A 22,111-nucleotide genomic window follows, 5' to 3' on the forward strand; every position below is an offset into this window, starting at 1 on the left:
TGCCGGCTTATTGATTATATCTTTAATAGCCGAACATTACAAGCATTATTTTTAATTATGGACTACATTTATCCTATTATTTCCACGCTGTACTTGCTTCTCATCTGGCTAGTCTTCTCGTTGTAGGCCTCGTTCTGCTTTTTGCCCAGCACTATCCTTGCAACGTCGGCCTTCGCCTCTTCGTAGCTCTTTTCTTCCTGCTCGTGCTTTTCATTAAGCTGAACTATGTGGTATCCAAACTGCGTCTGGAAGGGCTCGCTCACAGCTCCTACTTCCATAGAGAAGGCAACGTCCTCGAATTCAGGAACCATCTTGCCTCTTGTGAACATGCCAAGGTCTCCCCCGCCGCCGCCTGACGGACACTTTGAGTATTTCTGGGCAGCCTCTGCAAAGTCAAGTCCGCCTGCTATCTCGGCTGCTATGTTCTTTGCCTCTTCCTCTGTCTCTACTAGTATGTGGCTCGCTCTTGCAGACTCCTGGCTCACGAATGATGCCTTGTTGTCCTCGTAGAACTCTTTTGCCTCTGCAGGGTCAACAGTTATAGGAGTAAGCAGCTTTCTCATGGCGTACTGCTTAAGAAGGTTGATCTTAACCTGCTGAAGCTCGGCTACGAAGGCTTCGTCCTTGTCGATTCCGCTCTCAAGCGCGTCAAGGTAGAAAAGCTCCTGGTTTATAAGCTCGTCAAGCAGCTGCTTTCTGCCGTCCGGCGAATAAAACTGCATTCCCTTTTGTGGTCCAAGGCTCTGAAGCAGGAAGTCCACGTCTCTTTCTGTTATCTCTCTGTCGCCAACCTTGGCCAAAACTCTATTTTCTTCCATTTTGTAGGTCTCCTTTATGTGGTCTGTCGGGCTCATATTACAGCCCGCATATATTATTTTGTCAGTTTTTCGTCAATTCCGCAAGGGGAAAATAAGGACGCCCTAGATATGCCTCAGGACGTCCCTTGCGTAGCTTGAATAGTAGTTGTCATAGCTGCACTCGGCCGCCTCGCGAAAATGCGCCCTGGCCGCCGGGTACTCGTTTTTTGCATAGTAGTACCTGCCCAGCAGGTAGCTTGTGTATATGCCCTCGAATTCGCTGTCGGTGTAGAGAACGGTCCTGCCGGGGACTATTGCTTTTTTGCCCTTGAGCCGCTCATACTCGAGCAGGGTGTGCTCGGACTGCTCCTCCCTGCCGTTTAGGAGCTCAAGCAGCGCCCTAAGAAGCACTATGGAGGGCAGCTGCACCAGCCTTGAGGCTTCGCTGGCGTATTCGAGCGCATTTTTGAGGCGCTCGCCTCTTATCATGAGGTTGGCGCTGTAGAGACTAAGATACGATGCCCGAAGGTTCCTATCGGCTGACCCGGGGTCTATCCTGCCCAGGTATTCCATGGAGGAGTCAATGTCTCCTTTCCTGTTGAGAGCCATTGCTGCGTTGAAGTCTATGTGGCTGACGTGCTTTTTGTCAGTCTTCCTGAGCTCCTCGAGCCTGCTTATGAAGCCGTCGTAGTCGCCGTTTTTTATCGTCTGTATGAAGCTGCCGGCCGCCTTGAAATATACCAGCGCCCCGGCCGCCAGTCCAAAGAGCAGGGCTATTCCCATAAACAACAGCGGCGACTTTATCTCCAGATGGTCAAGCGTCGCTGCAAGGGCCATGCCAAATATCAGCGATACGATTATCAACAGCTTGTGCGACTTGATGAAGGCTTTGAATCCGCCCTTTGCTTTGTCCGTAGCCATTAACATGCCTCCCTTCAAAAAAAGACGGGTTTTCAGGGCACTATCCCCAAAAACCCGCCTTGTCTATACTTGCTTCCCTAGAGGAGGGGTGTCTATCTCTTCCCACTGGTACTGCCTCTGGTCGAAATACATGTGGCTTATGTCGACTCCCGAATTGGCGACCGGATCGAAAAGCTCGAACCTGTTCTTGTCCTTGTCGCTTCTTCTAAGTGTCATGTAGCCTCCCACGCTGTTCCTGAATACCTTCTTGGGATTCTGGTTTAGTATCTTGAGAGCCTCCCATGTCTTGTACATTTTTGAGTCGTATTCCTTGTTCCTGCCAAGCACGCTCATTATCTCTTCCAGAGTGTTCTGGCCAAGCCCCCTTATCAGGAGCAGCTCTTCTTCTGTCTTTTTGGCCAGTTCCTCTACATATCTTATATTTCCTCTTCTCAGGCAATTGTACGCCCTTAGCGAAAACTTAAGCTCCTCTATCGGAGTAAGCTCCTTACCGCTCATCCCTTTTTTATCCTCCCTCAGACCTGCAGCAACCTTATATTTGTGTTAGTCCTGCATCATTTCATGTATTTGTATTTCCATTTTTTTGATTTCGTTGACCATGGCTCTTATGGCGCTCTCGTCAGGAGTCTGTCCGCTGGCGTAGGCCTTGTATACAAGCTCGCCTATCTCGTCCTTTTTCTTTTTGATTTCCGACTCGAGCTTTGTCTTTTCAACCATGTCCTTGCCCTTTTCAACTATCTCGCCTGCCATCTCGCTTGATTTTTTTACAGCCTCTTTAGTCTTTTCAGTTATCTTGTCTAATATTCCCATAGTGCACCCCCTGGATTCCATTATTGTGCCTTTCGGCATCTTATACTTTTCATGATACCCAGAATATCAGAATAAAATCATATATATGATACTGAATACAAAACTTGTCTCACCGGCAACTAAGATTATATACCTGATGCGCTCTAAAATGAAATAGTATTTCTCTATGATTGTTATTTTTTTAATTAATTTGTTCTATTGAGAACATTCTGTTTTTTTCGGATATTTCTGTGTGACTTTGTGTTTTCAACGTTTGCGCAGCATGCAGCGCCTGGAGAAGTGGCATTATCGGCCGCCTTTGAAGAGCTCTTTCCAGACATAAAAGTTTAATTTTATGACATATGTTTAACTATTTTTTATTCTTCAGGTTAAATTTTATCCTCTTTTCCGGTTTATCCTATCGATGTTTTGGTATTTATGATATTATAGACTATATATAATTATATGATAATAGGAGTGTTATAATGTCAAAATTTGAACCTGGAATGATTGTAAAAGGAAAAGTTACCGGTATTAAGCCTTTCGGCGCTTTCGTGGCTCTCGATGCCAATACTCAGGGACTTGTCCACATATCTCAGATTACTCACGGCTTCCTCAAGGATATAAACGAGGCGCTTACTGTGGGCGACGAAGTGGACGTAAAGATTCTTACAATTGATGAACAGTCAAAGAAGATTTCTCTTTCTATAAAGGATGCCAAGCCTGCTGAATCCGAGCCTCCAAGGCAAAGACCTATGCAGCAGCAATATCAGCAGCACGCCAGAGGTGGCGACGCTGGTGGCGCCGGCGGTGGCGGTGGCGGCCTTGACGATCTGCTCAAGAAGTGGATGAAGGATTCCAACGAAAGACAGGCGGCTCTAAACAAGAGAACTTCAAAATAGTTTCAATATCGGGATAAAATAAAAAACCTCCATTTGGAGGTTTTTATTTTTGTGTCTTTACTTTTGTGCCGGTTATGTTGTCTAGTCAAGCTCGTAAGGCATGAGCAGGAGGGGCTCCTCCCTTATTTCAAGGAGCTTTTCGCATTCCAGCAGCAGCTCCTCTACCGGGCCCTGTATGTTGAGCGGCTCTCCCTGAAGCCTGGCCAGGTTGTCCCTTACCATGCGCGCCATCGTCATGTCTTTTTTTCCGCTTTCAACGAGCGTGACGTCAGACCTTCCAAGGCCCGTCTTTTTGGCCATGGCGTCCAGTGCGTCGCCCAGGTTGCCCACTTCGTCTACAAGGCCTATCTCGACCGCCTTATCGCCTGTCCATACTCTGCCCTGGGCGTAGCCTTCGAGCGTTTCCAGGTCTATGTTCCTGCCGCTTGAGACCCTCTGCTTGAACTCTGCGTATACGTTTTCTATGCTCCTTTGCAGGAGGGCCTCTTCATCCGGGGAGAGGCTCTTCGAAAGGTCCATTGTGCCCGAGTACTTTCCGCGCTGGAGCCTTTCAACGTTCACTCCCAGCTTCTCGTAAACGCCCTCGAAGGTGGGGATTACGCTGACTACGCCTATCGAGCCGGTCAGCGTCTCCTTGCCTGCAAATATCCTATCGGCCTGGCTGGCTATGTAGTAGCCTCCTGATGCCGCAACGGGCCCCATAGAAATGTAGACGGGTTTTTTCTCTCTGGCCATGGCTATGGAGTCGCTGATTATATCGGACGCAAGCGCCGAGCCGCCCGAGGAGTTGACCCTTATTACTATTCCCTTTATGTCCTCGTCGTCAGATGCGCTTTCTATCTGGCTGCAGAGGACGACCGGCGTTATTACCGATTCCTTCCTGAGTATGGAGGGATTGACATCGTCCATGTATATGTTGCCTTCGGCGTATATGAGGGCTATGCTGCCCTTGCCGCTCGCCTTGCTCTTGCTGACCTTTGGCAGGGAGGCATATTCAGATATGTCCCTTATGGGCGGCTTTTCGCCGTCCTTTTGGGAGAGCGTGCGCAGGAATCTTTCATAGTGCATAGTTTCGTCGATAAGGCCCTTCTCTTTGGCATCTGCGGGGCTAATGAAGGAGAGCTCGCCTGAATCTATCATCTGGACTAGCTTTTCCTTTTCGATGCCCCTTGATGAGGCTATGTCGTCTGTGAGGCTTTCGTATCTGCTCTCAAGCAGCGAGCTCATCTGCTGCCTCATGCCCTCTGACATGCTCTCGCGCTCGTAGGTCTCGCCGTATGTCTTGTACGGCCCGGTGCTGAGGACGCTGCACTTTATTCCGGCTTTGTCAAACAGCGTCCTGTAATAGGGGTAGGCCGCGTAGTAGCCCGGTATGCTGAAGCTTGCTGCCTGCGATGGCGTCATGACTATATAGTCCGAGAGGAGCGCAGCCCTGTAGGATGACGCGTCTGCCCCGTCGCCTGCGGCGTATACCTTCTTGCCGCTTTTTTTGAACTTTTCAATGCTGACTCGCAGCTCGCCAATTTGCTGCGCAGGGATTCCCAGCGAATCCATGTCGAGTATGAGCCCCGCCACGTTCTTGTCTGTGGCGGCGTATTCTATGGCTTCGAGTATGGAGAAGAAGTCTGTCTGCCTCTGTATCTGCCAGTCCTGCACGTACATGTAGGGGTTCTCGGTTATGTCGCTTGGCAGAGACACCTCGATGTAGGTCCCGGGCTTGACCACCTTGGCCCTTGATGAGAATAGGCTAAAGCCCCAGTATATTATTAGCATCGCCAGCGCCACTACAAGGAGCGTCACTGTGAGGTTGTAGAATTTTTTTAGTATGTCGATTCCGAAGGTTTTTGCTATGTCCATTATCCTGGCTGCCATGTTTCCCTCCCACGTATATGGTTTAGTAGAGCTTGCTTAGAGCCTTGGCGCACTGCGCCCTTGTGGCGTTGGTCTCGGGATCGAAGCCCTCGTATATGAGTCCCCTTCTTATGGCTGCGCTTACGTAGCCGTCGTACCACTTCTCGCCCTCGAATCTGGCTGCTATTCCCTCGAGGCCCTTGGCCCTAACGAGCATAGCGACTATCTGCGCTCCCGTCACGTTCTGGTCGGGCGCGAACATGCCCTTGCCTATGCCGTTTATGAGCTTTTTGCCCACTGCCGTGTATACTATCTTTTCAGCCCAATGCTCTTCAAGGTCTTTAAATGTTATAGATTCCCTGGCGGGCGAATTCTCGTACCCGAGCGCGTAAACGAGGAATTTCGCGAACTCAGCCCTTGTGACCCTGAGATTCGGCCTGAATGTGGAGTCCGGGTAGCCCGAGGCTATGTCCCTGTTTACAAGCTCCATTACCTCACTGTATGCGTAGTCGCCGCGCCTTAGGTCCTTGAACATGTCGGCGTTGTGGAGCTTTTTGAATACCGAGTAGCCGTTCTCATATTCCTTGAGCGCCAGCAGCGCAGCGCAGGTTGCGGCGTAGTTGTAGGTCTTGTTGGTTGATGTCAGGGAATACGAGCCGTCCGGAAGCTCGTAGCTTCGCAGCCTCTCATAGAGCTTCTGGTCCTCCTTGCCCATGCTGTGCTTTGCAAAGAAGGCCCATGCCAGCTTCTCGCCGTTTTTTTCAGCCGGCAGCTTGGATTCCACGTATGCAAGCGCCCTGGCTGCAGCCTCCTCGGACTCTATGCCCAGAGCCTTGAACGCAAGCACGGCTTCAGACGTCGTCTTTATGTCAGAGGGCTTGCCGGCCTCGTAGCCGAATCCGCCATCGGAGTTTTGCTTTGTCTTTAGCCATCTTAGAGCCGAGGACTTGTCATAGCCGTTGTCCCATGCGCTGTAGAGTGCTATTATGCCCCATATGTGGGCCCTTACAGACTTTTCGCCCGTGCCGTCAGTGAAATCGGCCAGCTTGCCGTTTTTCATCTGGGATCGCTTTATAAGGCCCGCCGTTGCGGACACGTCCCTGCCCACTGCCTTTGATGCCATCAGGAACACTGCCTGCTCATATGTAGAATTGGTCTCAAGGCTCTGGGGAAGAGCGCTGGATGGCGCGCCCGCGTCGGCGCTGTACTGGGCTATTATGCCCCACTCGCCCGCGCCCTCTGACGAGAGTCGGTATGCCGTATCCTCGCCCAGGGCGTACGCAGGGCTTTGCACCGCCAGTAATATTATAGCTGTTATGATTGCAGTCAACTTCTTCAAAACCATCACCGCCTTACTTTGGATTTGCTTGCAAAATAAAATACCCGGCAGGCGAAATGCATGCTGCCGGGATTCACCTGCAAGCTTATATGACTCCGACTACTATCTCATCGGCTCTTTTATTAGTGATTCAAAGGGCCTCATGAGAAGATCCACGTATTGAGCCCTCTCGTATGCGTAAGGATCCTTGAGGTTGCTCTTTGAGAGCTTGCCCCTGAAATCCTCTATGTTCTCGTAGCCCTTGCTGTCCATCCATCTTACTATGTCCTCGAGCATTATTCCCACATGCCTGTAGCCGTGCTTGTAAACTGCGCTTACAGTCTGGACGCATTTGGCACCTGCAAGCAACATCTTGAGCACATCGTCGCCCGTGTATATGCCCCTTGAGCTGCATATGTCGGAGGCAATCTTGCCTTCCAAAAGCCCTGTGTATCTAAGAGGCAGCCTCATCTCGTCGCTTGAGCTCAGAGTCATGTCGAGCTTGGTTGTCTCGCTCTTTACGTCTATGTCAGCCTCGTAGAGCCTGTTGAAGAGCACAACACCGTCTGCCCCGCCCTTTGACATCCTGTATACGACGTTCATTATGTTGGTGTAGAACGGGCTTATCTTGACTGATATCGGTATTTTGACGGCTCTCTTTATTTCCGTCAGCTTTTCGAGATGCTCGTTTTCTATGAACGCGGCGTCGAGGTCCACTCTCTTTGGAATCGAGTACAGGTTCAGCTCAAGCCCGTCAACTCCAGTATCCTGGAGCTTCTTTGCGTATTCAACCCACGATTTGCCGTGGATTGCGTTTAGGCTTGCTATAACAGGTATGCTGACGCTTTCTTTGGCCTTTCTCAGCTTGACCAGATGTTCCTCTATGCCGGCATGCTCCATGTGTGGATGGGTAGTTATCATTTCTGCGTGCCTTTCATTGTACTCCTCAAGATCAGCTTCGAGCTCGAGCTTTTCAAGCTGTATTTGCTCTTCGAACAGCGACTTGAATACTATTGCGGCAACTCCCGCCTCCTCAAGCCTTTTTATGTTGTCGAGCTTGTCCGAGATGTTGCTTGCACCCGCTATTATAGGGTTTTTGAGATGTATGCCCATGAAGTTCGTGCTTAGCCTTTTCATCCAAATTCCTCCTTTGAAATATACACGTTCCAATTACATATTTCTTACCCAGTTTTGCGGTTTCAAAGCAAAAAAAGAAGCTATAGAAATAGTTGGAGAGGCTTTTTGTGATTGGTGTTTAGACTTCGATTTTGGAGGTATAAATTTAATACATAAAATAATAAAGGAGCTGATTCCACCACAGAATTCATGCAAGACAACAGACACTCGCGGAGATAAACCATAATTCTCCAAATACATAGCGAAGGGAGTCGATACCACCAAAACAGACAGAACCCACACAGGATAATCTGGAGATAAACCATAATTCTCCTAATACAATATGAAAGGAGACGATTCCACCATAGAGTTCAATTTTCAAACCAAAACTTCGGAGATAAAAAATAATTCTCCTAATACGAAAATCACGAAAACGAAGGGAGACGATTCCACCATAATATGAATAGTTTAGATGAGAGTTCAATGTAAAAGGCCGATGTTGAAAAAAATCAATGTCGGCCTTTTTGTTTTTTTGATTATGAAAAATGCGCCATTCAGACAAAATCAAAAAATCCCCGTCCGGAATATTCAGTGGGGATTCTAATTATCATTGATATATGGAGCTGCTATGTGCTTGCAGCATTCTGTTTCTAGCTCTATACCAGCTTTTTGAGTTGCTCTTCTTTGTAGTTCACTTTTCTTGGGGCTGTGAAATCAACGTATATGACTTTGCCCATGTCCTTACATTTTACGCTTTTGCCTGATTTTGCACCAGCCTTCACGTCAGCTTTCTCTATTTTTAATATATTCTTTGTCTTTGTTTTGAAAACATCTATAAATGTCATCCAGTTCATAGCACGTCATCCCCCTCGAAGTATGTTTTTTTATTATACTTTATTATATACCTCCTTGTATATTTTTTAAACACGGAAATTTCAGAAAAATTCAAAAAACTTTCCGTGCAAAACTTTGCAAAACTGTGCAAAACATTGTGGAAACACTTGCAATACTTGTTTATAATGTCTTTAAATAAAGTCAGATTGTTGCTAATCCAGTTCGTCACATGCGGATATTGCGTATTATTGCAATTCATATATCATGTAGTGCTTAGAAGGGGGATTTCATGAAAAGCATCGAGAATTTGAAATCATGGATAGGTTATCGGCTATTTATTCTTTTCACACTGCTCATAGTAATTCCATTGACCATTGTGGGGATTGTTTCATACTCGAATTCCATACAAGTTATCGAGAAAAACCTTCAGCTTTACACAGAGCAGCTTATCGGTGAAACTGCTAATTCCATAAACATATACTTTAATGAGGTTGAAAAAACAATGCTAAAAACCTCTAAGCAGCCAAGCGTAACCATGGCAGCATTAAAGCCCGATGCAGTGTCATCTGCAACACCATCGGCGCCTCACGGAAACAACAATAACCAGGGAACCTCCGTCAAGACCAGATGGCTTATAGACGATTTTAAAAATTTGTTCAATTCTCACAATGACATAAATCGCATATATCTGGCTACAGAATCCGGAAAGCTTTACTCCTATCCTTCTACAGCATTTGAAAAGGATTTTAAGCCTGCCGATGCGGGCTGGTACAAGAAAGCCATCGCTAAAAACGGCATCATTTGGGATTCTCCCTTCAAGGATTCCAAGACCGGCAACACACTTGTAACGACCGCAATTCCGGTGTATCCTGACGATGACTCTGAAAAACAGCCAGTCGGTGTCCTTGCCATAGAAATTTCGCTCAATGAAATATCAGACAAGCTCAACGGCATGTATGTAGGCAAAATGAATTATCCGTATTTGCTTGATGAAAATGGCAGGATACTGGTCTATCCCGACAGACAGCTTCCGGATAAAAATATTCCTCGAACCGAAATCCTGAATGCCATAAATTCAAGCACCTCCAACAGCGTCAACTTCAAATGCGTCAACTCCGGAATTCTGCACAAGCAGTTCGCAGTGTTCAAAAAAATAGATTCCTTAGGCTGGACTCTGGTGGCTGACATACATATGGACGAACTGTCATCTGACGCCCACGCACTACTCTTCAACGTGCTCATTGTCGGCGGAATTACGCTGCTCATTGCCATACTTATATCCTCTCTTTTTTCAGGGGCTCTTACAGGCAACATAAAGCTGCTCATGGAGAAGATGCAAATTCAGGCGATTGAATTATCCAGAAAAAACAATGAGCTTGATTTCATAGCCAATCACGACCCGCTTACAGAGCTTCCAAACAGAAGGTTTTTGATGCGCAGGCTTGAATCTGCCCTTGAAGCAGCCCAGGCGCAGGACGGCATTCTTGCCTTGCTCTTCCTGGATCTTGACAGGTTCAAAAATATAAATGATTCTCTCGGGCATGACGTAGGCGACTTGCTTCTTGTGGCCGTATCCAAAAGGCTGCTTGAGAACGTAAGGGATACCGACACAGTTTGCCGGCAAGGCGGCGACGAGTTCATAGTGCTGATTGAGAATGCGCATGACAAATCGGAAATATCGCATATTTCAAACAGGATACTCGAATCATTCAAGAAATCTTTTGTATTGAAAAACCACGAGATAAACGCCACAATCAGCGTTGGTGTTTCTGTATTCCCGGATGATGGAGATACTGCTGAAATGCTCATGAAATATACCGACATAGCAATGTATCATGCCAAGGAGAAGGGCAAAAACAACGTTCAATTCTTCAATAAGTCCATGAGTCATAAGGTATCGAGAAAATCATCGCTCGAGAGCGACCTGCACAAGGCTCTTGAATATGGCGAGTTTTCCCTCAACTACCAGCCTCAGTTCGAGCTTAACACCGGGGATATCACAGGCATGGAGGCTCTGCTTAGATGGAGCCATCCAAGACTTGGAAGCATTCCTCCAAACGAGTTCATACCGCTCGCCGAGGATTCCGGCCTCATTATTCCTATAGGAAAATGGGTGCTTGAAACCGCATGCACCCAGGCCAAGAGGCTATATGACGGGGGACTTGAGATAAAGACAGCCGTCAATATATCGCCTTGTCAGTTTGTACAGCCTGGGTTTGTTGAAATGGTGAGCAGGGTTCTTGATGAAACTCAGCTCAAGCCTCATCTTCTGCAGCTTGAAATAACAGAGGGCATAGCCATATATAATGAGGAGCACACTATCTCCGTCCTGGAGCAGCTCAAAGCAATGGGCGTAACAACATCCATAGACGATTTCGGAACGGGGTATTCCTCGCTTTCGCTGCTTAGGAAACTGCCCATACAGACTCTAAAAATCGACAGGTCGTTCATAAGCGGCGTGCCTGAAAATCTCGACGACATATCTATAATTAATGCTATAACGGCAATGGCCAAAAACCTGCGCCTCGACATAATAGCCGAAGGCGTTGAGGAGGCCGCACAGATGGATTTCCTAAGGAGCATAGGCTGCGACAAGGTTCAGGGCTACTATACGGGAAGGCCTGTTCCGGCCGAGGAGTTCGAGGAAAGGTTCCTCACGGCGGGCTACGCTGATTCAAATCTATAAAAACAAATAAAGGCAGCTGCCAAGCTAATTTCAGATTAGCTCGGCAGCTGCCTTTTCAATTTCATCATGTTCATTATGGTCAATGCACAAGTTGCTTGCAATATGTTCACAAGCTCGTGACTGGCACCGCTACATCCACTTGCCCATTTTTCTTATCTTTTCGTATCTCTCTTCCGCCAGCTCTTCTCCACGCATTGCTGAGAGCTTTTCGAGACAGCCTGTTATATACGCTTTTATCCTCGATGCCGTGAGGTCGACATCCTTGTGGGCTCCGCCCAGGGGCTCTTCTATTATGTCGTCTATTATGCCTAGCCCTATAAGGTCCTGTGCTGTAAGCTTCATCATGCTTGCGGCCTCGGATGCCTTTGAGGCGTCCTTCCAGAGTATGCTCGATAGGCCTTCCGGCGATATTACAGAGTACACAGAGTGCTCCAGCATTGCTATGCGGTTGCCTACGCCCAGCGCCAGCGCTCCGCCGCTTCCGCCTTCGCCTATTACTATGGCTATGACAGGAGTCCTCAGCCTGCTCATTTCAAGCAGGTTCCTGGCTATTGCCTCTCCCTGGCCCCTTTCCTCGGCTCCCAGTCCGCAGAAGGCTCCCGGGGTGTTTATGAGAGTCACTATAGGCCTTTTGAATTTCTCGGCCTGCTTCATGAGCCTCAGCGCCTTTCTGTAGCCCTCGGGGTGGGGCATTCCGAAGTTGCGCATTATGTTGTCCTTTGTGTCCTTGCCCTTTTGGTGGCCAATTATAGTCACAGGCGTGCCGTCTATTATACCCAGACCGCCCACTATTGCGCGGTCGTCGGCGTAGAGCTTGTCGCCGTGGAGCTCTATGAATTCGCTTGTTATCCTCTCGATGTAGTCAAGCGTCGTAGGCCTTTCAGGATGCCTTGCGAGCTTTAGCTTCTGTGACGGCTGAAGGTGCTTGTATATGTCGTCCTTCATTGAAGCGGCCTTTTTCGAGAGCATTTCTATCTCGCCCGAGAGGTCGACTCCTGTCTCCTCCACCAGTGTTTTGAGCTCCTTTATCTTCTCCTCCAGCTGGAGTACCGGCCCGTCGAATTCGTTCCTACTTGTCATCGAGTTCACCTCCAGTAGAATGGATTGCAAGCAGCTTGCCTATGAAGTCCTTCATGTCGCCTCTTTCAACAATAGTGTCCACAAAGCCCTTGTCCTGAAGGAACTCGGCTCTTTGGAAGCCCTCAGGGAGCTTTTGCCTTATCGTCTGCTCTATTACCCTTGGTCCTGCAAAGCCAATGAGCGCCTTAGGCTCGGCCACTATTATGTCGCCAAGCATCGCAAAAGAGGCAGTAACGCCTCCCGTTGTAGGGTCCGTCAGCACGGATATATACAGCAGTCCCGCGTCGTCGAGCTTTCCGAGCGCCGCGGAGGTCTTTGCCATTTGCATGAGCGAAAGCATGCCCTCCTGCATCCTGGCTCCGCCCGATGTCGAGAATATGACTACCGGAAGCCTTTTTTCAATGGCCTTTTCCACGGCTCTTGATATCTTTTCTCCGACTACAGATCCCATGCTGCCCATCATGAAAAGCGAGTCCATTACGCAAATAACGCAGCTTTGGCCGGAGACTTTGCACTCTCCCGTAACTACGGCCTCGTCCAGGCCTGACTTTTCGGCCGCGTCCCTTAGCTTGTCGTCGTAGCTTGCAAATTCAAGGGCGTTGACAGTCCTTATGATTGTGTCATACTCCCTGAAGCTGCCGGCATCCGCTGTTATCTGTATCCTTCTTCTGGCTCCCAGCCTTGTGTGGTGAGAGCACTCGGGGCACACTCCCAGATTGTCTGATAGAGCCTGCTTTTCGATTACCGCCGAGCAGGAAGGGCATGACATGTGATTCTCGTCCAGTTGCACCTGTGGCTTTTGCGGCTCCGCCTGAGCTTTTGGAGCTTCCTGCGGCTCGTCTGCTGGCTTTTCCTTTTGAACATTTATGACAGCGTAGCCTTTTTCATGATGGCTTTTTTGACTTTTCTTAGTAAAGAGGTCCTTTAGCAATTCAATTCACCTCGCCTGTTTCTTATTTGTGGCCTGCGCCGAACATCTTTCTATCTATGAAGCCCGTGTCGAACTTGTTTTCCACGAAAAACTCGTCGCTGAGTATTTCCCTCTGGAAGTCTATGTTTGTCTCAATGCCCATTACGATAGTCTCGTCGAGCACTCTTTTCATCCTGCTTATGGCTTCGTGCCTGTTTCTGCCCCACACTATGAGCTTGCCTATCATGGAGTCGTACGTAGGGGGTATCCTGTAGCCGCTGTATATGTGCGAGTCGACCCTCACGCCATATCCGCCCGGGAAGTAAAAGTCGCTTACCGTTCCAGGGCATGGCCTGAAGCCGTGGCTGACGTCCTCCGCGTTGACTCTGCACTCTATGGCGTGGCCGTTTATCTTTATGTCCTCCTGCGTGAAGGACAGCTTTTCGCCTGAGGCTATGTTTATTTGCTCTCTTACTATGTCCACGCCCGTTACCATCTCTGTTACGGGATGCTCGACCTGTATTCTCGTGTTCATCTCTATGAAGTAGAAGTTCTTGTCCTTGTCCACCAGGAACTCTATTGTGCCGGCGTTGACGTAGCCCACAGCCTTGGCTCCCTTCACAGCGGCCTCTCCCATCATGCTTCTTATGTCATCGTCAAGGAGCGCGCTTGGGGCTTCCTCCAGCACCTTCTGGTTTCTTCTCTGGAGCGAGCAGTCCCTCTCGCCAAGATGTACTACATTGCCGTGAGAATCCGCGATTATCTGCACCTCTATGTGCCTTGGATTCTCAATGAGCTTCTCGACGTACATGGAGTTGTCTCCAAAGGCCATGGCCGATTCCGACTGGGCGACGCTAAAGCCCTTTATGAACTCGTCCCTGTTTCTGGCGACTCTCATGCCTCTTCCGCCGCCGCCGCTTACTGCCTTAATCATGACAGGGAAGCCTATCTTCTCGGCCTCCAAAAGAGCTTCTTTGGCGTCTGTGATGCTGCCTTCAGTTCCCGGAACTACGGGAACCCCCGCTTCTATCATCGTTTTTCTGGCCTGGGCCTTGTCGCCCATTTTTATTATGTGGTCCTCTGTAGGGCCGATGAATATTATGTCCTCGTCCCTGCACCTTTTGACGAAGGTCGGGTTTTCCGAGAGGAAGCCATAGCCCGGATGTATGGCATCGGCGCCCTTGATTAGCGCGGCGCTTATTATGCTGTCCATGTTGAGATAGCTCTTTGTCGAAATTGCCGGACCTATGCATATCGCCTCGTCGGCTATGTGCACGTGAAGAGAATCCCTGTCCATTTCCGAATAGACGGCGACAGTCTTTATGCCCATCTCCTTACAGGCCCTTATTATCCTTACTGCTATTTCACCCCTGTTTGCAACGAGTACCTTGCTTATCATAAGTCTACCTCCTGATTTTCATAAGAGGCTGACCGTATTCTACAATATCCTCGTTTTGAACTAGTATCTCGACTATTTCGCCCGCTTCTTCGCTTTCTATCTCGTTCATTATCTTCATGGCTTCTATTATGCAGAGCGTGTCACCCTTGGCAACCTTGTCGCCAACCTTTACGAACGCAGGAGTTCCCGGGCTTGAAGATCCGTAGAAGGTTCCCACTATAGGCGATTTGACTATGTAGAGATCTTCTGCAACAGCAACCGGAGCCGCTTCTACCGCAGCTGCCGGCGCTGCTGGGGCTGACGCTGCAACGGCGGCTTTTGGAGCCTCGATAGTCTGGTATACTGCAGCCGGAGCGGCTGAAGCAACCTCTGCTGTCTTGCTTATCTTTATCTTTAAGCTGCCTTCTTCCATTTCGAATTTTTGTATACTGCTGGCATCCAGCGCGTGTATTAGCTCTTTTATATCTTTAATATCCACAGTTTTTACCTCCGAATTTGCATGATTTCGATTATCCGAGAAATCATGACTTGATTTTAGTATCTGGTGCTAATTTGACATATGTAAAATATTATATCAATTTTCACAGGTTTTTTCAATCTTATCGGCATTTCTGATTGACACACAGAAACTCATTATACCACAAAACGGCATGAGAAATGAATCCGTAAGCCAGGGGGACGGTTCTCTTGGCCCAAAAAGACAAGAGAACCGTCCCTGTGGCTATGCTCAGAATCATCATGTGAAAACCCCTTCTATCTCTTTTGAAGGGCTTTTTCTATCTCCTCTATTGTGTGCTCCAGGACCTTGACTCTGGCGTACCTTTTGCAGTTGGACTCTACTATTGTCCATGGGGCGAAGGTTGTGCTTGTCCTAAAGAGCATCTCGTCGACGGCGTCCTTGTAGCTGTCCCAGTTGTACCTGTTGCGCCAGTCCTCGTCCGATATCTTCCAAGTCTTGTTTGGGTCCGACTCCCTCTCTTGGAAGCGCTTCAGTTGCTCGTCCCGGTCTATGTGTATCCAGTATTTGAGGAACACCGTGCCGAAGTTGACTATGTGCTCTTCCATGTCGTTTATCTCCCTGTAGGCCCGCTTCCACTCGGCCTCGCTGCAGTAGCCCTCTACGCGCTCGACAAGTACTCTTCCATACCAGCTCCGGTCGAATATCGCTATGTGGCCTGTTTTGGGCATCTCTCTCCAGAACCGCCACAGGTAGTGGTGGTTTTTTTCGGTGTCGTCGGGAGAGCTTATCGGCACGACATCGTATCCCCTTGGGTCCAGCGATGCAGCCAGGCGCTTTATGTTGCCGCCCTTGCCTGCCGCGTCCCAGCCTTCATATGCTATGACGACGGGGATCTTGGCCCTGTAGAGCTCGTTGCCGAGCAGCCTCATTTTGCACTGCAGCTTGTCTATTCGTTTTTCATACTCCTGCTTGTCCATTGAAAGCGAGAGATCAACCTTGTCTATAACCGAAGATTTGAGGCCGCTCACTCTTAGAATTGAGCCGTTTTCGGGATTTTCTCCCGGAGCCTGGTTTCTCATTTTTCTTATCATCTGGGCGTTTGCGACGAGCTCCCTTTGCCTGTCTATCCTTGCAAGCCCGGATTCCATTCCCTCTATGAAGCTCATAAGCGTCTTTATTATCCCGAATCTGTAATCCTCGCACTCGACTATTGTCCAGGGCGCCCGCTCTGTGTCGGTCTCCTCTATGGCCCTTTGCATGGCCTGCATGTAGACGTCGTATTTTTTGTTCTGTCGCTTGTCGGCCTCTCTTATTCTCCATGCGGTGGCAGGATTTTTCTCCATGCGCTCCTGCCTTTTTTTCTGCTCATCCTTGCTTATGTGGAGAAAGAACTTGAGTATTATGAAGCCGTCCTCATAGAGCACCCTTTCGAAGGAGTTTATCTCGCCGTATGAGGTTTCGAGGGCTTTGCCCTTCACGTTGCCTTCGGCTGCATCGTCCATTATCCGCCTGTACCAGCTCCTGTCGAATACTGCCATGTCGCCTTTTTCGGGCGTCTTTATCCAGAATCGCCAAAGAAAAGGCCTTCTCATCTCTTCTTCGTTTTCCTCCTGCATTGTGATTACGCTGAAATATCTGGGATTCATGGGGAGTATGAGCTCGTTTATTATTCGCCCCTTGCCCGATGCGTCCCAGCCCTCGAATACTACTATTACAGGCACCTCCTTGTCCTTGGCCTCGCGCTGGAGCTGGCCGAGGCGTATTTCTATGTCCTTCATTAGCGCTTTGTATTCCTTCTTGTCGATTTGCTTTGACAGGTCTATCTTCTCGAACATATACTCCGGATGCATGCCTTTTTGGCCGCTCCGGCTTCACCTCCCTGCTTGTGGTTAATTCTTTTTTTTATACCCTTTATTCGGGGTATAAAATACTTATAGTATACATGTGTGTGAATCCATCTGAATAAATGTCCTTTGAGATATAATCCGATGAAAAATCCGGTCTTATGTCTCGTTTTCGAGGCTGCAAGGGCTTTCATATTTCAAAGCTCTTGAATTTTGAGAACTCGCTTCGCTCAGACACTCAAAATTCTGCGGCTTTGTACATATGATTCGCCTGCAACCTCAGCAAAACAAGCCTCAATAAGACCTGGCTTTGTTTCATCGGATTACGCTGCAAAACACGCTGATATCCCATGATTGCGGATGCGCATCAGGCCTAGCATTCTTTCATAGCATTTGCGCAATTCTTCCGATGGAGCTCCGAGTAAAAGTTAGGCCTGGTTTAATGAATTTTGGAAGATTTCTTGGCGCAGTGAAAGCTTGAAGTCATAGCGGTTTTGAGTGTCTGAGCGTAGCGAGTTCTCAAAACCCATGACATTCGAGCCGGAATGAGCCAAGTAGAAATCTCAAAATGAAATTTAAAGGCCGGCTTTCATCGGAGCTCACCTTTGTACGCATTCTACTAAAGGAGTGATTGAATTGAAACGAACGTATATACTGACTTTAGCTTTGATTGTTGTTATGACGCTTGCGGGGTGCAAGGCGGAGCCCCCGATGGATACTCTCAGGAAGGCTATGGACAAGACGCTTCAGATTGAAAGCGCCAGGCAGGATTTTTCTGTGGATATGAAAATGGATCTTGGCGGAGCTTCTGAGGAGGAGCAGCAGGCCCTTTCGCTTATGCGCAATGTGACTTTAAGGAGCGAGATTGCCTATATATCTGCAGGCGCCGAATCTGCCGGGGATTTTTCAGTTCACTCCGACGGCATAACCTACGAGGGCCAAATTTTCACTCAGGGCGGCAAGTCTATAATGAAGCTGCCTGCTATGGACAAGTATTTGGTTTTTGATTCAACGGGCTACAGCAAGGAAGATATTGATGACATGAAGGAGCTCAGCGCCCAGCTTTCTACTATAATGCTTGAGACTGTGGGAGAAGATGCGATAACGCTCGAGAAGAACGTGGCTACAGAGTCGCCGCAGGGGAGCTTCAAGGGCAAGCGCATAAGCTTTTCAATGAGCGACACTCAGCTCAAGGATTTTGTGAAGAAGGCGGCTTTCCTCATTGTCGAAAACGACTCTTTCAAGAAGAATATGAAGGAGAGCATACGTATGCAAATGCAGATGCAGGGTGAGGTGTACAGCGAAGCTGAGGCCGAAAAAAGGCTGAGGGAGTTCCAGGACGAGCTTGAAACCGGCGTGGACCAGCTCTACAAGGTTGTGCAGTTCGACGGCATGAGCGTTGATTACATCATAGATAAGGACTACAACATAAGAAGTTCGAAAATGAAGCTCAAGATGAGAGTCGACGATCCTCAGACCTCCAGATATGTTGACATGACGTTCGACATGGATTCAAATCTGTGGGATATAGGCGATAAGATGAAGCTGGACATTCCAAAAGTCACCTCTGAAAATTCAGTGGACTGGGGTGAAGCGGACGGCTTTATGACTCCTGTTCCCGAAGCATCTGTTCAACAGCAGTAGCTGCCTGCCGTCAGGCGGATTCAACAGGCTCAGGCCAGGTGCATTGTTAATTATGTTAACTTCGCGCGAAATTGTGGAATTTGGAGTTTCAAGGTAGTATAATGGTTTTAGGGACAATGTCCTTGGCTCGTAACATTACACTGTATAAAACACTGTAAAAGGGGGCTTGCGAATGCTTGATGGGAATAAGATAAGGGAATTCAGACTTAATCTCGGTTACACCGCAAAGGATATAGAGGTGCTGACGCAGGATCAAAAGTATGGAACTTGCATTTCCAAATCGTATCTCGAGGAGCTGGAAAGAGGAGACAAGAAAAATCCAAGCTTCCAAAAGGTAGTTGTGCTTGCCAGCATTCTGGGATGCAAGCTTGACGAACTCATCACCTCTTATGAGCATTAGACCATTTTTAGACTAACCGAATCTCAAACGAAATTAAAAAACCTCCCATAGAGCAGTGGTAACACTGCGCCGCGGGAGGTTTTTATGGTTCAGATAAAATCAGTTCTGCTAATTACCTTTTTCCTTGAATCACATTTATCAAAACCATAATAATGGCAACTACCAAGAGAACATGTATAAACCCGCCCATGGTAGTCGAGCTAACTAGGCCGAGAACCCATAAAACTATGAGTATCATCGCAATTGTCCATAACATATTCGATCACCCCTTTATAATTAACGCGTTTACCGAAGTTCTAGTTGCCAGATAATATACTTTATAATTTACTTTATACCCTTGCGCGGAGTTTTTAACCAAATTTTTACACACAGGCTATTTCACTTCCTGTACATAGACAGAAACTGAACCTGCATTTGTTTTGAAGGTACCCTGTCCCTTTTCATCGATAGTCACCTTGTCTGCTACAAAGCCCATTTTGTCTGCCCATACCTCGCCGGCATGAATCTCGCCGACAAACATGGCTTTTTCCCCGGCATCTCCAGTTGACATTATGACGGCGCAGCCGTGGGGATGCTCCTCATTGCCCGATCGGACCCAGCCTACAATGTTATTGTGATCAAAGAAATCAAATTGTTCTCCAAAGGCGTTTTCTTGACGAATTCGAATCAGCTTATCCAGATTTTCCTTTTGTCCCGGGATAGGATTTTCTCCTGATATGCCATAATAGTCTCCATAAAATATAACCGGATACCCATCCATTCGGAGCAGTATGAGCGCATAGGCCAGCGGCTTGAACCATGCTTCCACGAAGGACTGCAAGGACTCATGCGGCTGCGAATCATGATTGTCTACGAATGTAACCGCTATATCATTGTATTTATTCACGAGAGTTTTATCGAAAAGGGTTCGCATATCAAAGTTTTTTCCCTCCAGTGATGCCTGATGGAATTTAAAATGCAATGGAACATCGAAAAGATCAATCTGATAATCGGTGTTTCTCATGTAGTTTTCAAGCTTGCTCTTGTCGGCTGACCAATATTCTCCTACACAGTAAAAATTTTCTCCGAAGGTTTCTCTAATATGGTTCACCAGGTCTCGCATGAAAAAATCATTGATATGCTTGATCGCATCAAGCCGAACTCCATCCACCTTGGTCTCCTTGATAAACCAATCGATCCATTTGATGGTCTCCTCTCGCACCTGAGGATGAGTGTAGTCTATATTTGCAAACATTAGATAGTCATAATTGCCTAGTTCATAATCTACGCCCTGGCTCCATTTCTTGTTTTCACCCATGATCAGGTAAATAGCTGTTTTTCCATTAGAATTATTAAAATCAGTGCCGGAAAAATGCTCCCAGGACCATTTGAAGTCGGAATACTTGTTGTTTCTGCCTGGAAATATAAATCTAGTCCAGCCTTCGATTTCATATTCATCTGAAATAAATGTCATCCTGTCCTGCGGATCGACCTCGACAGCCATGAATTTTTCCGTTTCATCTGCGCCAGCCTTGTGGTTGATTACAATATCGGCGTAGACTTGTATCCCGTTTGCATGCAATGCATCTATGGCTTCATGCAACTCCTGCTTGGTTCCATATTTTGTCCGGACGGTGTTTTTTTGATCGAATTCGCCAATATCATAAACGTCATACACGCCATAGCCTATATCCCTGCTGCTTGTTGCTTTGCAGCAGGGTGGAATCCAAACCGCGCTGACGCCAAGCTCCTTCAGATGCTGAGCATCCTCCCCAAGAGCCTTCCATACACTTCCATCGTCCTTCATGTAACATTCAAAATACTGCATGATCAATCCATTTTTATGCATGGTTTCCACTCCTTAACTGTTTTAAGGTGACTGTGTGTTATTATTTATACCCCTACCATTAAAAAAACAGCATGGGCATCGCTAGATACGCACAAAATCCAGGGACACGCGGATATGGCGCTTCCCTGGATTTCATTTGTTAAACTTGGTATTCTATTCTGCGCTTTCAGTATTGCTTTCCGTTTCGCTAATTTTCTTTCTTGGAGGCCTGGGTCCGAAATACTGGTAGTAGTAGCATTTTATTCTTCCGTTGTAGAGCTTCCTGTTCTTGCTCGATTTTTTGCCGAAGCTCCTTTCGAAATCCTCGCTCGAGGTTATGACGTAGTATGACCAGGTATCCAGCTTTGCGAATGCCTTGCCCATGTCCTCGTACAGCCTAAGCACGCTTTCCCTCTCGCTCATACGCTCTCCGTAAGGCGGGTTGCATATTATCTTGCCGTACTTTTTGGAAGAGCTAAGCTCCTGCATTGGCCTCGACTGGAAGTGTATGTGCTCGTCCACTCCGGCGTTTTCAGCGTTTTGCATGGCGCTTTTTATGAGCCTGCCGTCTATGTCGTAGCCTTCTATGCTCATCTCCACGTCGTAATCTATGGCCTCGTAGGCTTCCTTTTTTACTCTCTTCCACATGCCATCTGGAATCATATCCCATTTTTCAGATACGAAGCTTCTGGAAAGTCCAGGCGCTATGTTGGCTCCTATCATGGCGGCCTCTATCGGTATTGTGCCCGAGCCGCAGAAAGGGTCTATGAGAGCTATGTCGCTTTTCCACTTGCTTATTATTATAAGGCCCGCCGCAAGTGTCTCCTTTATCGGAGCGTCGCCGAAGCCCTCCCTGTAGCCTCTCTTGTGGAGTCCCGCGCCACTTGTGTCTATCGATACTGTCACCACGTCCTTGAGTAGCGATACATGTATTGGATACTTGGCTCCCGTCTCGGCAAACCAGTCCTTGCTGTAGGTCCCCTTCATGCTCTCTACGACGGCCTTTTTAGTTATGGCCTGTATGTCTGAGAGGCTGAAGAGCTTCGAGTTTACCGACTTTGCATCCGCCACCGGAAACTCGCCGTCCTCCGGTATTATGTCAGCCCATGGCAGCGCCTTTGTCTGTTGGAACAGCTGCTCGAATGTTGTCGCCTTGAAGCTCCCCATCTTTAGGTACACCCTGTCGGCACACCTTAGCCAGAGGTTGCACTTGCATATGGCCTCCTCGTTGCCGGTGAATGTCACTCTGCCGTTTTCCACTGTAATATTTTCGTATCCGAGCGCTTTTATCTCGTCGGCCACTACCGATTCAAGTCCGAATGCGGCCGTGGCTATTATTTCATATTTTCCCAT

Annotated in this window: 20 protein-coding genes; 4 read left to right on the plus strand and 16 right to left on the minus strand. The window is 47.9% G+C overall.

What is annotated here, in order from left to right; genetic code table 11:
- Positions 1 to 68: 68 nt before the first annotated feature.
- The 4 genes from GT589_RS05920 to GT589_RS05935 form a co-directional block, all read right to left on the minus strand.
- Complete coding sequence (locus GT589_RS05920) at positions 69 to 818, minus strand: peptidylprolyl isomerase (protein WP_293397443.1); 750 nt, start codon at positions 816 to 818, stop codon at positions 69 to 71.
- A 102-nt stretch (positions 819 to 920) separates the two neighbouring features.
- The gene (locus GT589_RS05925; protein ID WP_293397446.1) at positions 921 to 1,718 is read right to left on the minus strand and encodes a hypothetical protein; all 798 of its coding nucleotides are present in this window, start codon (positions 1,716 to 1,718) and stop codon (positions 921 to 923) included.
- A 63-nt stretch (positions 1,719 to 1,781) separates the two neighbouring features.
- Positions 1,782 to 2,216, minus strand: a complete 435-nt coding sequence (locus tag GT589_RS05930; RefSeq protein WP_293397449.1) for a DNA-directed RNA polymerase subunit alpha C-terminal domain-containing protein — start codon at positions 2,214 to 2,216, stop codon at positions 1,782 to 1,784.
- Between the two features lie 45 nt (positions 2,217 to 2,261).
- A complete protein-coding gene (locus tag GT589_RS05935) occupies positions 2,262 to 2,528 on the minus strand; it encodes a hypothetical protein (RefSeq protein ID WP_293397452.1) in 267 nt (88 codons plus the stop codon).
- 464 nt (positions 2,529 to 2,992) lie between these two features.
- Here GT589_RS05935 and GT589_RS05940 point away from each other — a divergent pair, with 464 nt between their 5' ends.
- The gene (locus GT589_RS05940) at positions 2,993 to 3,409 is read left to right on the plus strand and encodes a CvfD/Ygs/GSP13 family RNA-binding post-transcriptional regulator (RefSeq protein ID WP_293397454.1); all 417 of its coding nucleotides are present in this window, start codon (positions 2,993 to 2,995) and stop codon (positions 3,407 to 3,409) included.
- 81 nt (positions 3,410 to 3,490) lie between these two features.
- On the opposite strand, the gene sppA is transcribed toward GT589_RS05940, so the two are convergent.
- The 4 genes from sppA to GT589_RS05960 all read right to left on the minus strand — a co-directional run bounded on the left by sppA (position 3,491) and on the right by GT589_RS05960 (position 8,548).
- On the minus strand, positions 3,491 to 5,281 hold the full coding sequence (gene sppA / locus GT589_RS05945; protein ID WP_293397456.1) for a signal peptide peptidase SppA: 1,791 nt from the start codon (positions 5,279 to 5,281) through the stop codon (positions 3,491 to 3,493).
- A 22-nt stretch (positions 5,282 to 5,303) separates the two neighbouring features.
- On the minus strand, positions 5,304 to 6,599 hold the full coding sequence (locus GT589_RS05950) for an S-layer homology domain-containing protein (protein ID WP_293397458.1): 1,296 nt from the start codon (positions 6,597 to 6,599) through the stop codon (positions 5,304 to 5,306).
- Between the two features lie 102 nt (positions 6,600 to 6,701).
- Positions 6,702 to 7,715: a dihydroorotate dehydrogenase-like protein gene (locus GT589_RS05955; RefSeq protein ID WP_293397460.1), complete on the minus strand. Its 1,014-nt coding sequence runs from the start codon at positions 7,713 to 7,715 to the stop codon at positions 6,702 to 6,704.
- Between the two features lie 635 nt (positions 7,716 to 8,350).
- Complete coding sequence (locus GT589_RS05960) at positions 8,351 to 8,548, minus strand: hypothetical protein (protein ID WP_293397462.1); 198 nt, start codon at positions 8,546 to 8,548, stop codon at positions 8,351 to 8,353.
- Between the two features lie 269 nt (positions 8,549 to 8,817).
- Between GT589_RS05960 and GT589_RS05965 the strand changes: the two genes are divergently transcribed.
- Positions 8,818 to 11,214, plus strand: a complete 2,397-nt coding sequence (locus GT589_RS05965) for a bifunctional diguanylate cyclase/phosphodiesterase (RefSeq protein ID WP_293397464.1) — start codon at positions 8,818 to 8,820, stop codon at positions 11,212 to 11,214.
- Between the two features lie 129 nt (positions 11,215 to 11,343).
- On the opposite strand, the gene GT589_RS05970 is transcribed toward GT589_RS05965, so the two are convergent.
- The 5 genes from GT589_RS05970 to pap form a co-directional block, all read right to left on the minus strand.
- Positions 11,344 to 12,294, minus strand: coding sequence for an acetyl-CoA carboxylase carboxyltransferase subunit alpha (locus GT589_RS05970; RefSeq protein WP_293397466.1), 951 nt, complete (start codon positions 12,292 to 12,294; stop codon positions 11,344 to 11,346).
- A complete protein-coding gene (gene accD / locus GT589_RS05975) occupies positions 12,284 to 13,225 on the minus strand; it encodes an acetyl-CoA carboxylase, carboxyltransferase subunit beta (RefSeq protein WP_293397468.1) in 942 nt (313 codons plus the stop codon). The genes GT589_RS05970 and accD overlap by 11 nt, the downstream gene beginning before the upstream one ends.
- A gap of 22 nt (positions 13,226 to 13,247) precedes the next feature.
- Positions 13,248 to 14,603: an acetyl-CoA carboxylase biotin carboxylase subunit gene (locus GT589_RS05980; RefSeq protein WP_293397470.1), complete on the minus strand. Its 1,356-nt coding sequence runs from the start codon at positions 14,601 to 14,603 to the stop codon at positions 13,248 to 13,250.
- Between the two features lie 4 nt (positions 14,604 to 14,607).
- The gene (gene accB, locus GT589_RS05985) at positions 14,608 to 15,081 is read right to left on the minus strand and encodes an acetyl-CoA carboxylase biotin carboxyl carrier protein (protein WP_293397472.1); all 474 of its coding nucleotides are present in this window, start codon (positions 15,079 to 15,081) and stop codon (positions 14,608 to 14,610) included.
- Positions 15,082 to 15,356: 275 nt separating this feature from the next.
- On the minus strand, positions 15,357 to 16,913 hold the full coding sequence (pap, locus tag GT589_RS05990) for a polyphosphate:AMP phosphotransferase (RefSeq protein ID WP_330582869.1): 1,557 nt from the start codon (positions 16,911 to 16,913) through the stop codon (positions 15,357 to 15,359).
- 630 nt (positions 16,914 to 17,543) lie between these two features.
- Here pap and GT589_RS05995 point away from each other — a divergent pair.
- Entirely contained in the window at positions 17,544 to 18,551 is a 1,008-nt protein-coding gene (locus GT589_RS05995) for a hypothetical protein (protein WP_293397474.1), read from the plus strand.
- Positions 18,552 to 18,723: 172 nt separating this feature from the next.
- Positions 18,724 to 18,951, plus strand: a complete 228-nt coding sequence (locus GT589_RS06000; protein ID WP_293397476.1) for a helix-turn-helix domain-containing protein — start codon at positions 18,724 to 18,726, stop codon at positions 18,949 to 18,951.
- A 112-nt stretch (positions 18,952 to 19,063) separates the two neighbouring features.
- Here GT589_RS06000 and GT589_RS10110 read toward each other — a convergent pair whose 3' ends face one another.
- The 3 genes from GT589_RS10110 to GT589_RS06015 all read right to left on the minus strand — a co-directional run bounded on the left by GT589_RS10110 (position 19,064) and on the right by GT589_RS06015 (position 22,111).
- Positions 19,064 to 19,207, minus strand: coding sequence for a lmo0937 family membrane protein (locus tag GT589_RS10110; RefSeq protein ID WP_293397478.1), 144 nt, complete (start codon positions 19,205 to 19,207; stop codon positions 19,064 to 19,066).
- A 117-nt stretch (positions 19,208 to 19,324) separates the two neighbouring features.
- Entirely contained in the window at positions 19,325 to 20,779 is a 1,455-nt protein-coding gene (locus tag GT589_RS06010) for an alpha-amylase (protein ID WP_293397480.1), read from the minus strand.
- A gap of 153 nt (positions 20,780 to 20,932) precedes the next feature.
- Positions 20,933 to 22,111, minus strand: coding sequence for a THUMP domain-containing class I SAM-dependent RNA methyltransferase (locus GT589_RS06015; protein WP_293397482.1), 1,179 nt, complete (start codon positions 22,109 to 22,111; stop codon positions 20,933 to 20,935).

The organism is Peptoclostridium sp. (assembly GCF_009881055.1).
In the GTDB taxonomy this organism is placed as follows: domain Bacteria; phylum Bacillota; class Clostridia; order Peptostreptococcales; family Peptostreptococcaceae; genus Peptoclostridium_A.